Origin of the sequence: Desnuesiella massiliensis (genome assembly GCF_001403615.1) — a bacterium.
Classification (GTDB): domain Bacteria; phylum Bacillota; class Clostridia; order Clostridiales; family Clostridiaceae; genus Desnuesiella; species Desnuesiella massiliensis.
Genome location: NZ_LN879451.1, coordinates 98,146 through 110,805, shown reverse-complemented (window position 1 = coordinate 110,805; position 12,660 = coordinate 98,146). Strand labels below are relative to the sequence as shown.

15 protein-coding genes are annotated in these 12,660 nt (G+C 31.9%); 11 read left to right on the top strand and 4 right to left on the bottom strand.

The window, feature by feature from the left end:
• Window positions 1-96 precede the first annotated feature (96 nt).
• Complete coding sequence (locus BN2665_RS01230; RefSeq protein ID WP_055665299.1) at window positions 97-294, bottom strand: cold shock domain-containing protein; 198 nt, start codon at window positions 292-294, stop codon at window positions 97-99.
• 294 nt (window positions 295-588) lie between these two features.
• Between BN2665_RS01230 and BN2665_RS01225 the strand changes: the two genes are divergently transcribed.
• From BN2665_RS01225 to iadA, 11 genes are all read left to right on the top strand, one after another.
• On the top strand, window positions 589-1,377 hold the full coding sequence (locus tag BN2665_RS01225) for a TatD family hydrolase (protein WP_055665298.1): 789 nt from the start codon (window positions 589-591) through the stop codon (window positions 1,375-1,377).
• Between the two features lie 307 nt (window positions 1,378-1,684).
• Entirely contained in the window at window positions 1,685-2,707 is a 1,023-nt protein-coding gene (locus BN2665_RS01220; RefSeq protein WP_055665297.1) for a 3D domain-containing protein, read from the top strand.
• A 119-nt stretch (window positions 2,708-2,826) separates the two neighbouring features.
• Window positions 2,827-3,375 (top strand): ribonuclease M5, encoded by a 549-nt coding sequence (gene rnmV / locus BN2665_RS01215; RefSeq protein ID WP_055665296.1) that lies wholly within the window; start codon window positions 2,827-2,829, stop codon window positions 3,373-3,375.
• Window positions 3,376-3,379: 4 nt separating this feature from the next.
• Window positions 3,380-4,222 carry a 16S rRNA (adenine(1518)-N(6)/adenine(1519)-N(6))-dimethyltransferase RsmA gene (rsmA, locus tag BN2665_RS01210; protein ID WP_055665295.1) on the top strand — a complete coding sequence of 281 codons (843 nt, stop codon included), beginning with the start codon at window positions 3,380-3,382 and terminating at the stop codon, window positions 4,220-4,222.
• A gap of 213 nt (window positions 4,223-4,435) precedes the next feature.
• Complete coding sequence (locus BN2665_RS01205; protein WP_055665294.1) at window positions 4,436-5,929, top strand: DUF7922 domain-containing protein; 1,494 nt, start codon at window positions 4,436-4,438, stop codon at window positions 5,927-5,929.
• A gap of 190 nt (window positions 5,930-6,119) precedes the next feature.
• On the top strand, window positions 6,120-6,707 hold the full coding sequence (locus BN2665_RS01200) for a hypothetical protein (RefSeq protein ID WP_055665293.1): 588 nt from the start codon (window positions 6,120-6,122) through the stop codon (window positions 6,705-6,707).
• 119 nt (window positions 6,708-6,826) lie between these two features.
• Window positions 6,827-7,594, top strand: a complete 768-nt coding sequence (locus BN2665_RS01195; RefSeq protein ID WP_055665292.1) for a prolipoprotein diacylglyceryl transferase — start codon at window positions 6,827-6,829, stop codon at window positions 7,592-7,594.
• On the top strand, window positions 7,584-8,414 hold the full coding sequence (locus tag BN2665_RS01190; RefSeq protein ID WP_242865877.1) for a YhfM domain-containing protein: 831 nt from the start codon (window positions 7,584-7,586) through the stop codon (window positions 8,412-8,414). The genes BN2665_RS01195 and BN2665_RS01190 overlap by 11 nt, the downstream gene beginning before the upstream one ends.
• 22 nt (window positions 8,415-8,436) lie before the next feature.
• Window positions 8,437-9,279 carry an Mrp/NBP35 family ATP-binding protein gene (locus tag BN2665_RS01185; RefSeq protein ID WP_055665291.1) on the top strand — a complete coding sequence of 281 codons (843 nt, stop codon included), beginning with the start codon at window positions 8,437-8,439 and terminating at the stop codon, window positions 9,277-9,279.
• A gap of 71 nt (window positions 9,280-9,350) precedes the next feature.
• The gene (locus tag BN2665_RS01180) at window positions 9,351-9,539 is read left to right on the top strand and encodes a ferredoxin (protein WP_055665290.1); all 189 of its coding nucleotides are present in this window, start codon (window positions 9,351-9,353) and stop codon (window positions 9,537-9,539) included.
• A 165-nt stretch (window positions 9,540-9,704) separates the two neighbouring features.
• Window positions 9,705-10,880 carry a beta-aspartyl-peptidase gene (gene iadA, locus BN2665_RS01175; RefSeq protein ID WP_055665289.1) on the top strand — a complete coding sequence of 392 codons (1,176 nt, stop codon included), beginning with the start codon at window positions 9,705-9,707 and terminating at the stop codon, window positions 10,878-10,880.
• Between the two features lie 98 nt (window positions 10,881-10,978).
• Here iadA and BN2665_RS01170 read toward each other — a convergent pair whose 3' ends face one another.
• Genes BN2665_RS01170 through BN2665_RS01160 form a run of 3 tightly spaced genes read right to left on the bottom strand, consistent with a single transcriptional unit; the run spans window position 10,979 to window position 12,537 of the window.
• Window positions 10,979-11,158: a hypothetical protein gene (locus BN2665_RS01170; RefSeq protein WP_055665288.1), complete on the bottom strand. Its 180-nt coding sequence runs from the start codon at window positions 11,156-11,158 to the stop codon at window positions 10,979-10,981.
• A gap of 59 nt (window positions 11,159-11,217) precedes the next feature.
• Window positions 11,218-11,685 carry a PadR family transcriptional regulator gene (locus BN2665_RS01165; RefSeq protein ID WP_055665287.1) on the bottom strand — a complete coding sequence of 156 codons (468 nt, stop codon included), beginning with the start codon at window positions 11,683-11,685 and terminating at the stop codon, window positions 11,218-11,220.
• Between the two features lie 6 nt (window positions 11,686-11,691).
• Complete coding sequence (locus tag BN2665_RS01160) at window positions 11,692-12,537, bottom strand: DegV family protein (RefSeq protein ID WP_055665286.1); 846 nt, start codon at window positions 12,535-12,537, stop codon at window positions 11,692-11,694.
• Window positions 12,538-12,660: the final 123 nt, after the last annotated feature.

Here is a 12,660-nt window from a genome sequence, read left to right as displayed (position 1 = left end):
GTATCTTTGACTAGTTATTTTTTTACGATGCTTAAAAGAGCCAGGGCGCAAGCCCTGGCTTTTTAGAAAAAATGCTTATGTTAACTTTTGCAATGCCTAAGATTTCATAACATTAATAGCCTGTTCTCCGTTCTTTCCAGTGGTTAAATCAAATTTTACTTCATCGCCTTCTTGAAGGGCTTTAAAGCCTTCCCCTGAAATTCCAGAATAATGAACAAAAACATCCTTTCCATCTTCTGTGGTTATAAATCCATAACCTTTTTGAGAATTAAACCATTTTACAACTCCAGTCATAAAAAAACCTCCTATTAAAAGTAACCAACTTATGTATATACATTTATCTGAAGTTCTTATAATTATGTATAGTTACAATGTATTAGAACTTTTACAATGTATACATTCATATATTATTGTGTATAAAAGTTATTAAAATATACTAAAAATTTGATATGTAATTAAAATTGATTTTTGTGATATAATTTACCTTTAAGGAAATATTAGAATAAGGAATTGTAAAAATAACTAGTTAAATTTTGGGAGATGCCTAAAGTAAAAGTAATTTTAAGTATAAACACGAGGTGATTTTTAATGATAAATAATGAAAAGAGTATAGAGATTTTTGATTCTCATGCTCATTATGATGATGATTCTTTTAATGAAGATAGAGAAGCTACAATTAGTAATATTAAGAGCAATGGAGTAATAGGTGTGCTAAACTGTGGTTCTTCTATAGAAGGAGCAAGAAAATCATTGGAATTAGCAGAAAAGTATGATTTTTTCTATGCAGCAGTAGGAATTCATCCTGAGTTTGCCCATAAATTAGATGATGAAATCTTAAATGAGATAAAGAATATGGCTAGCAGTGAAAAGGTTAGAGCTATTGGTGAGATAGGGCTAGATTATTATTACGAAGAAAACCCACCAAGGGACATACAAAAAAATGCTTTTAGAAAACAAATGGCTTTAGCTAGGGATCTAAAGCTTCCAGTGGTAATACATGATAGAGATGCTCATGAAGATACCTTAAATATAATAAAAGAATTTCCAGAGGTAACAGGAGTAGTACACTGCTTTTCTGGAAGTGTAGAATTTGCTAGAGAGTGTGTTAAAAGAGGTTATTACATAGGTATAACGGGAGTTGTTACTTTTAAAAATTCAAAAAAAATTATTGAGGTAGTGAAGGATGTACCCCTAGACAGGCTGTTAGTAGAAACTGATTGTCCATACATGGCCCCAACACCTTATCGAGGTAAAAGAAATCAATCAGATTATATAAAATATATATTGGAAAAAATATCTGAAATAAAAGATTTGGATATAGAAAAAGTGAACTGTCAAACAATTTATAATATTAAGAACTTGCTAAAAATAATTTAATGTAATAAAATAGTATTATTAAATTACAAAATTTACAAGAAGCATGATTATTTTTCTAAATTATGGCATATAATTATATATAAGTAATAACCGGGCGTATACTGTGTAAAATCCCCCTCAATTATGGAGACTGTTAAAATATGTTAGTAATTTTTTTATTAACGGTATTATAAATATTATTATAAAAATATTATATGCAAATTGGTGCATTTATGCAGTCTAATTGAAGGCAAAGTGGCAAATTTGACAACTTTCGTCAATAAAGTTATAATGTTGAGGATGCTCTTGCCAGAGGGAGGTTATTATTATGCTTGAAAAGTTAAAAAATGTTCCAAAAAATTACTTTTCAAATGGTCCAAAGGCAACATTCATATTATCCTTAGTGATAATGAGCTTATTGATCATAATCTTTAGTATGAGAAAGACATTAGTTATTGTAATAGACGGAAAAGAATCAAAAATAGTAACATACAAAGGGACCGTTGGAGGGGCTTTACACGATAACAGAATAGTTTTAGGCCCGAAAGACAAGATTGAGCCCGGTATTGACAGCAAGGTTAAAAAGAATGACAGCATAGCAATAAAAAGAGCCGTTAATGTGGAAGTAGCAGTTGACGGAGATACACTTAATATTCAAAGTGCCGAAGGTAATATTGAGGCAATGCTCAAGGCTGAGGAAATTAAGCTTCAAGATGAAGATAAGGTTTCACCAGCTAAGGACTCCCCTATAACTGAGGGGTTAAAAGTAGATATAACAAGAGTAGAATCTAAGATATTAACTGATAGTTTAGCTTTAGACTATGCTACAGTGGTGAAAAAAGATGATGACTTAGCGAAAACCGTTAACAAGGTTGTGCAAGAAGGTCAAAAGGGAGAAAAATTAGTTTCTACAAAAATCATTTATGAAAATGGCAAAGAGATATCAAGGAAAGTAATAAGCGAAACCATAGTAAAAGAGCCAGTACAAAAGGTGGTTTTACAAGGAACTTTAGGAGTTCTTAACCTTTCAAGAGGTAGTGGTGAGAATGTGCTTTATACCAGATCCTTAAGGGTGAGAGCCACGGCTTATTATGATAGCGGCAGCAACGGTAATGCATATACTGCTTCAGGAACCAAAACGAAAAGAAGTTCTAGTGGCTATAGTACTATAGCTGTTGACCCAAGAGTCATTCCTTTAGGAACTAAGGTTTATGTAGAAGGATATGGTTATGCTGTTGCTGAAGACACTGGTGGAGCCATAAAAGGCAATACCATCGATGTGTTTTTCCACTCCTCAAGCGAGGTATACAATTGGGGAGTAAAGTATGTAAATATATACATTCTTAAATAATAGAGGCGCAAGCCTCTATTGTTTTTTGAATATATCTTTACATCAATGAGGGTTTTTATATATTATTATATAAGAATGAAGAATTGTGCATTGAAAAAGGTGAAAGGGAGAATTAAGTTTTGATAAAAGAAGTAATTGTAGTTGAAGGACGGGATGACATATCAGCAGTAAAAAGAGCTGTAGAGGCAGAAGTACTTGCTGTAGGCGGCTTTGGCATCAATAAAAAAGTAATAGACAAAATAAGAGAAGCTCAAATTAGGCAGGGAGTTATAGTTCTTACAGATCCTGATTTTGCTGGAGAAAAAATAAGAAAGATAATAGCTAAAAGAGTTATAGGTATAAAACATGCTTATATAGATCAAAAGGAAGGTACTAAAGATGGGGATATAGGTGTAGAGAATGCAGAACCTGAGGCAATAATAAGAGCTTTAGAAAAAGCTAGATGTACTCTTAAGGAAGTACAAAGTACATTTACTGTTCAAGATATGATTTATTTTAGACTTATGGGAAATACTAATTCTAAGGAGATAAGAGAGTTTATAGGAAAAGAATTAGGTATTGGCTATTGTAATTCATCTCAGTTCCTATCCAGATTAAATAGTTATGGAATAACTAAAGAAGAATTTATTGAAGCTGTTAATAAAATGAATAATGTTATAAAGAGGTAATAGTATGGGAAGTTTAGATACAAAGGATATTGTTCAAAAATATAATTTTAAATTCAGCAAAAGCCTAGGCCAAAATTTTTTAGTAGATGAAAGTGTTTTAGAGGATATTGTAAAAGGTGCAGAAATAAGTTCAGAGGATTTTGTAATAGAAATAGGTCCTGGGGTTGGAACTCTTACAAAGGAGCTATTAAAGAATGCTAAGTCTGTTTGCTCTATAGAACTGGACTCGGATTTAATTCCAATATTAAATGAAGAATTAAAAGACTATGAGAATTTTAAGCTTATACATAAGGATGCTTTAAAAGTAGATTTTAATGAGATAATAGGAGAAGAAACCAGCGTAAAGCTGGTGGCTAATCTTCCCTATTATGTTACCACTCCTATAATAGCAAGGTTATTAACTGAGGGCTATAAATTTAACTCATTAACAATAATGATCCAAAAGGAAGTTGCAGAAAGGATTAATTCTGAACCTGATTGCAAGGAATATGGATCTTTGTCTGTGCTGGTTCAATATCATTGTGATACAAAGATAATTAGAAAGGTATCCCCTAATTCCTTTATACCGAAGCCAAAGGTAGAATCCATAGTTATAAGATTAGACAGGTTAGAGAAACCTAGGGTAGACGTAAAGGATGAGCATTTATTCTTCAAGGTAGTAAGAGAATCCTTTAATATGAGAAGAAAAACCCTCTCAAACGCACTAAAAAATCTAAAGCTATCTAAGGAGCTTATGAACGAAGCTTTCGAAAAGGCTGGAATAGATTCTAGAAGAAGAGGAGAGACCTTATCACTGCAAGAATTTGCAAATCTTTCAAATGCTATCTATGAGCTTACTAAATCTTAAATAAAAGCATAAATTGTAAATTTCTCGTAGTGGAACGAAGAAAAATCTTCTTTAATTGTGCATTAAATTCTAAAACTAACTAGTCAGTTTACCTGTATATCTGATTAGTTATTTTTTTATGATACCCAAAGAGCATTTTTTTAAAATTTGTTCACTTTTTAATAAGTGTCTCATATACTATATTGAATAAATATAGTTTGGGGGGATAGTTAATTGGCTCATAAAAAAGCTTATAGTAGATATTTTATAATCCTACAAGAAGATGAAAAGGGATGTGCTCTTGCTAGCGACAAGCAGCCCTCTGGATACGCTAAAATTGAAATAAAAAATGATAAATGTAAGATAACATACTATGTACAAAATTTAAAAAAGGATAAAGAGCCTTATTATATGCTTTTAATCTGCAACAAGAAAGATATGAAAAAGCTTATAAATATTGGTATATTGAACATAGATGATCACGGAAGAGCAGAAATAACCTTCGAATGCAACATAGATAACATAGGAAGTACAGGCATATCTACTGAAAAGATAAGTGGGGCTGCCATTATTAAAAAGATTAATGATAGGATAATAATGCCTATGAGTGGATTTGCTAGTACGGATATTCCCGGCGATTGGAAGTCATATGTAATTGTTGAACATGAAAATAAGAGGGAAGCAGAAGAAGAGAGAAAGAAAGAGGAAGTAAACATAAATGAAGAGATAAAAAATAATCCTGAGAAGGAAGAAGAAAAAGAAGTCATAGAAGAGATGAAGATAGAAGCGGAGTTGGAAGATAGTGTAAGGACTGCTGAAGAGGAAATTACAGAAGGAAATAGTATTGATTTTAAAGAATATGAAGATATGATAGAAAAAGAAAAGGATAGAGAGAAAGTAAAGGAAGAGGTAATTGAGGAAAAGGTAGAAGAAAACAACAGAGATATTATAGAGGCAGAGCCTATAACAGAGAAAGAAGTATCAGAAGAAGAACCTATAACAGAGAAGGAAATAGTAAAAGAAGAGCCTATCGCAGAGAGAGGAATAGTAGAAGAAGAGCCTATAGCAGGGATTGAAATACTAGAGGAAGAGCCTATAGCAGGGATTGAAATACTAGAGGAAGAGCCTATAACAGAGAGCGAAATAGTAGAAGAAGAACCTATAGCAGAGAGAGGAATAGTAGAAGAAGAGCCCATGTCGGAAAAAGAAAGGATAGAAGAAGACTATAAAGAAGTAGAGAATAATGAAGAGCCTATGACAGAGCAGGAAGTAATAAATGAGGTAATAAAAGAAGAGGATTATCCAAGGGGAAGTGTAGGAGAATTCTTTGAGGCTGTGGTAGATGGATTCGAAGAAGCTAGAGGAGTATGTCCAGAAATTAAGAAATGTAAGTGGTATAAAGTTCCTGTAGCAAATTTCGATGTTATGTGTAACATCTCAAGTTATAATAAGTATACTATAATTTATTATCCTATGATAAACTACTATCCTTACATTAAAAAATATGGACATTATATGGTAGGGTTTAAATGTGATTCTCAGGGTAAAATGAAGTATTTAGTTTACGCTATACCAGGGACTAAAGATAAGCCAGAGCAACCCTATGGTGGTAAATCTGGATTTGTAACCTGGGTTCCTGAGAAGAGCAAAGATAATAGAGAAACACATGGTTATTGGATAATGTTCTATGATTTTAAAAATTCTATAATAGTTGTTCCTATGAAATAGTGCTATTTTAAGGCTTGTATCCTAGCAATGATATTAATTTACCGCTAGAGGTGCAAGCTTTTGTTATTGAGATTGTAAAGCCAATATTTAAGACATATTCAAAAAATATTATATATGCTTAGAGTTATAAATCAGCATTTAAATTAATATATTTTATATATAGGCAAGCAATCTTATAGGGAGGGGTAGCATGAAGGTTATAGTGCTCAATAGAAAAAGATTAGGAGTCACCCTTGTAATTATTGGTTTAATGGTGATAATGTTAGCACTAGAGAAGCAATTTGATAGCAAATTAAAATATATGGCTCTTATGAATAATAATATGAATGTGTTAAAAGATTATAAAGCCTTAGGGGATAAATTTACTTATAAGTTGCCAGAAAAATGGACAACATCCTTGCAAAGTTTTCCTGGAGAAGAGATAATATATCATAATGACTATATTTCTGAGGATATGAAGATACACGGATTTGTAGAGATCTGGAATCTTAAAGAGGATTTAAAATCCTTTTTAGATAAAAGCAAAGCTATTTCCTTAAAAGAAAATAAAGTTTCTTCATATAAGATAAGTCAGACTAATATTAATAAAAGAGAAGCTTATGTGGTTAATTATATTATTAAGACGCCGCCAGACAAGACTTATGTGGCTTATGAGTATTTTATAAAACTTAAGGATAGGTTTATAAGATTTTCTTTTTTTGTAAATGAAAAAAATTTTAAAGAAGCTATGCCTACAATTTTTAAAACTCTAGTGGAAACTTTTACTTATGTAGAATAACAAGTATTTAAAAAATTTTAATTTGATTTAGCTATTGTAAAGTATTATAATTTTACTAAAAGGAATAAGAGAAGCCTAAAGCTTCTCTTATTTTATACTTGTTTTTATGGGAGGGTATTATGAGACCGGTTTTATTTAGTTTATGGGGGATAAATATTAATGGTTATGGTTTAATGATCGGGATAGGCATTATAGCAGCGGTTCTATTATTCACTAATAGGGCTTCTAAAGAAGGCTATGATGAAGATAGCATATTAAATTTGATTATAATAGCTATAGTAAGTGGCGTGGCTGGAGGAAAAATACTATACATAATTACAGATATACAAGCTATATTAAAAGAGCCAGAGATGCTTAAAGATTTTGGAAGCGGCTTTGTAATCTACGGATCTATAATTGGTGGAGTTTTGGCTTTCTATCTTTATTGTAAAAGGAAAGCTTGGAATTTTATTAAGGTATTTGATATAGCTATACCTAGCTTGCCTTTAGCTCAAGGCTTTGGAAGAATAGGGTGCTTTTTAGCGGGTTGCTGCTATGGAGCGGTCACTGATTTACCTATTGGAGTAGAGTTTAAAAATTCGCCTTTTGCACCTAATGGTGTTCATCTGCATCCCACTCAGATCTATTCTTCTATATTCGATTTTGCCTTAGCCGCCTTTTTATTATGGTATTATAAGAGGGAGCATAGACAAGGCAGAGTTTTTGCTATGTATATGATAATTTATAGTATAGGTAGATTTCTAGTAGAGTTCTTAAGGGATGACCCAAGGGGGGCTGTAGGAGGTTTATCAACCTCTCAGTTTATAAGCCTATTTGTTTTTATTTTAGGAATAGGATTATATAATTTAGATAAAATTAAAGGGAGAATGGTTAAAGTTGAAAAATAAAAAGAGAGCTTTTATATTTATTTTTATGTCTGTTTTAATCCTAGTTTTTTCAGGCTGTTCAAAAGTTGAGGATATGAAAGTTAAGTGGGGATTAAAAAATAGAGATTTTGAATATATAAAGCAAAACAAAATTCAAAAGATTATTATTCAAAGTACTAGAGATACTGGATTTAGATTTATAGTTACGGACAAGAGAACTATAAATGACTTATATGACATATTATCTACTGCTAAGTCATCCAGTGAAAAATCTAATTTAGAGCCTGATTATGTCTTTGAAATGATTGAGGGTTCTGATAAGGTTCATAAGTTTAATTATGTTGTAGGCATTCATGATAAGAATGTAGGAAATCTATATAATGATGACAATTCCTACATTGTTTCTAAGAGAATAGATAATGATATAATTAAAAATATGTCTTCCCTTAGAAAACCAAGGGCTTTTGAGGAACTATATTACGACACTATTTTAAATTTTATAAATATATATGAAAATTCTCTTCCAAAGGATAAGAGCATAGGGGTAAACATAAGCGATGATATAGAAGTAGCTAAGTATATCCTTTCTATAGATGTGGAGGATTTTAAGATTAACCTAAAAAATAAAATGAGCAACATAGATTTGGTAAATAAGAATAAGGATAAATTTGATTATCTAATTAATGTAAAAACCTATGGTTATAAGACTACTATATATAAGAGCATAATAACACTTCAAGATAAAGTTAATAACAATGAAACAAAATATTACGTCTTATGTAAATATGATGAAAGAGCATGGGATATAAAGATAACAAAAACTAAACCAGAAGAGTTTTAAAAAAAGCAAAGGGGGAAAAAACATGAGTAATTGCTCAACCTGCCCAAGTAAAAACAATTGTAAAACTAAGGATACTAATGCAAATTCCTGCGGGAAGGCTGTTCCTAAGCATGGTAATATTAAAAATATAATAGGAGTAATAAGTGGAAAAGGCGGAGTAGGTAAATCTACTGTTACAGGCATTATGGCAGTGGAATTAAGAAAGGCTGGTTTCAAGGTAGGGGTGCTGGATGCAGACATAACTGGACCTTCTATGCCTAGATTCTTTGGAATCAATAATAAAAGAGCTGCTATAATACCTATAGGTGATAAAGAAGAGGTTAAGTTTATACCAGTAGAAACGGAATTAGGTATAAAGGTAATATCTATAAATCTCCTTACAGAGCAGGAAGAACAACCAGTAATATGGAGAGGACCGGTATTAACAGGAGTTCTAAATCAGATGTATTCAGACACAGAATGGGGAGAGTTAGATTATTTGCTTATTGACATGCCTCCAGGCACAGGGGATATAACCTTGACCGTTATGCAAAGTTTCCCTATTTCTAGCATGGTAGTAGTATCTACTCCTCAGGATATGGTATCCATGATAGTTAAAAAGGTTGTTATAATGACAGAAAAGCTTGGAGTGCCTGTAAAGGGTGTAGTGGAGAATATGGCCTATATAATTTGCAATAAATGTGGAGAAAGAATGAGAGTGTTTAGCAAAAAGTCTTCTGAGGAGCAAGCTGATTACTTAGGGATACCACTTATTGCCGAAATGCCTATTAATTTGGACTTAGTTGAGAGTTTAGAGCAAGGTCAGGCAGAAGTATATATAAAGGACAGTTCACAATATGAAATTCTAGTAAAATCTTTTGTATAATATTGAATAAAACTATCACTAAAGATAAATAATAGGTATGGTAAATAATTTTTTATGGATGGTGATATTTTATGAAAGCTTATGTAGACAAAGATACTTGCATTGCTTGCGGGCTATGCCCTTCAGTTTGCCCAGAGGTTTTTGAAATGGAAGAGGACGGGAAAGCTGGCGTTATAGTAGAAGAATTAACAGAAGATAATTTAGATTGTGCTAAAGAAGGAGAAGCTAGTTGTCCTGTGAATGCTATTTCTATATCATAAAAATTAATATATTTTATTTAAGAAGTTGATTTATCTGTCAACTTCTTTTATTTGTCTAAATTTATTAATAAGTATTTTGATGAAACCAGAAGTTTCAACATTCTGGTTTTCTTTCATTGAACTTTATTTATTAATATTATAATATTTTAATAAGGGGTGATTATAATGATAAAGATTATAAAAAATATTAAAGTATACACACCAAAGTATATAGGGATAAAGGATGTTGCTCTAATAGGAGATAAGATTGCTTCTATAGAAGATAGCATAGAGATAACTACAAAGGGTTTAGAAGTGGAAATGATTGATGGGCAAGGAAAAATTCTTACCCCAGGCTTTATAGATGGACATGTTCATATACTAGGAGGCGGTGGAGAAGGTGGCTATAAGACAAGAACTCCAGAGATAATGTTATCAGATATAATTAGAGGTGGAGTAACTACTGTAGTTGGCTGCTTAGGAACAGATGGAATAAGTAGAAACATGGTTTCTTTATTAGCCAAGGCTAGGGGGTTAGAGGAAGAAGGGGTATCTACATATATTTATACTGGCTCCTATAGAGTACCTGTAACTACTATTACAGGAGAGGTTATGAAGGATATCATAGCTATAGATAAGATAATAGGGGTAGGGGAAGTGGCTATATCTGATCATAGGTCATCCCATCCTCATGTAGAGGATATAAAAAAGCTAGTATCTGATGCTAGAGTTGCAGGTATATTATCAGGAAAAGCAGGAGTAGTGAATTTTCATTTAGGAGATAGTAAAAACACTATAAAAATTTTAGATGAAATTATTGAAAATACGGAGCTCCCTTATTCACAATTTTATCCTACTCACATGAATAGAAATCCTTATTTATTTGAAGAAGCTAAAAATTATGCTAAAAAGGGTGGATATATAGATTTTACTACAAGCTCTGTGCCTTTATACTGGGAAGAAGGAGAAGTGAAAGCCAGTAGGGCACTAAAGATCTGCTTAGAAGAAGGGGTACCAGATGATAGAATAACTTTTACTTCTGATGGGCAAGGAAGCCTGCCCATGTTTAATGAGAAAAAAGAATGTATTGGACTTAATGTGGGAAAGGTAACAACTCTTTATGAAGAGGTTAGAGATGCAGTGCTAGTAGACGGAGTACCTTTTGAAAGGGCTATAAAGACCATAACTTCAAATCCAGCTCATATTTTAAAGCTTCATAATAAAGGTAACATAGGTATTGGGAAAGATGCAGACCTAGTTATTCTAGACGAGAAAGAGTTAAAAATACAAACAGTCATAGCTAAAGGTATAATAATGCTTTATGAGGGTGAAGTAAAGGTATTTGGAACTTTTGAAAAGTAAAAGAGTAGTTTTAGTAAATTTTCTTTAAGGATAAATTTATAATGATTTGATATATAGTAAAGAATGTCCCTAGTCAAAGGGACATTCTTTACTACAAACTAGAAAAAATCCATAGGCTTATTATTTGATAAAGTTGGAGCATTATTAAAAGGTATATTTACTGAGTCTCCTACCTTGGAGTTTTTTGGCAACTTAGATAAGGATATATCCACAGTCTCACCATTTTCCAAAGATATAAAGGCATCTATTAAGCTAGTGTCGATAATCTTACCTTTCATAATCTATTCACCTCAGTATTATTCTTAACCTTTATAATAAAAATATACAAAAAGAAGTCCTAAAGGACTTCTTCATCAACATATAAATCTTTATAAATTATCTTAAATACTTCTAAGGCTTCTTCAATTTTAGTTTTCAGTAGATTTTTTTTATTATCAAGCTCTTCTACACCTTTAGGCGTTAGCTGGTATATCTTCTGAAACTTTTTTTCAGGGTCATCCCATTGTCCTACTACTAAACCTTGCTTTTCTAATTTCTTTAGCAAAGGATAGATTCCTCCTGTACTAGGAACCCAAAGTCCATTGGTTCTATCTCCGATTTTATGAGCAATATCATTACCATTTTTAGGTCCTAGACTTAATATATATAGTACATATATGGGCAAAAGTCCTTTAGTAAATACTTGTCCTACGGCCTCTTTTTCTTTTTGAACTTTTTTAAGTTCCGCTAGTTTCTTCTTATATTCTTCATAAAGTCGTTTTTCCTCTGCCTTTAGATCTTCGTTTTGAAAAACAAAATTATCCATTAAATATTAATCTTCCTTTACAACTACAAGTCCTACAAGGCCAGGTCCAGCATGTACTCCAGCAACTGGGCTTATTTCACCAAAACCCAATTCTGATATATTGCTATAAGTCTTAATGGTATTATATACTTTTTGACCTTCCTCTAAAGCTCCTCCATGCATTATCCACACCTTGCAGCGAGTAGATTTTAAATATTCTTCAGCTAAATCAAGTAATTTAGATATAGCTTGCTTCTTGCCTCTAACTTTTGAATAAGTATAGTAAACTCCATCATCATTTACAGATATTATGGGCTTTATATTTAGAAGTTCTCCTATAGTTCCAGATACTCTACCGATTCTACCACCCTTTTTTAGATACTCTAAAGTATCTACAATAAAGTATAAAGAAATTTTTTCTTGAATTAAAGGCAGTTTAGCTACTATTTCTTCATAAGGCATATTAGCTTCTATTAATTTTGCACATTCTATAATTAGAGCTCCAGCACCCAAAGAAAGGGACTTAGAGTCAAACACTGTGGTTGTTAACTTAGGATGATGCTCACTAACCAGCTTTAAGCTGTTAAAGGTACCAGAAAGACCACTGGAAATAGGGATTATAATAGTATGAGTATAACCTTCCTCCTCTAGCCTTGTGAGTAGGGATTCCATGTCATTCATAGAAGGCAGTGAGGTTTTAGGGGTTTCATTTTTCAAACTATCATATACTTCTTGTGGAGTAATATCAACCCTGTCTATATATTCCTTATCTTTATATATAACTCTTAAAGGCAGTATATGAATATTATACTTTTCTATAATATTTTTATCAAGATCACAGGTACTATCTGCAATTAATGCTATTTTTTCCAAAATAAACTCCTCCTAGGATAATAATATAAGTAAATTATATCATATCTGATAACTATATCAATAGTGATATAGTTATCAGATATGATAATGTTAAAAATAAAAAAATATTTGATTGTAAATAAT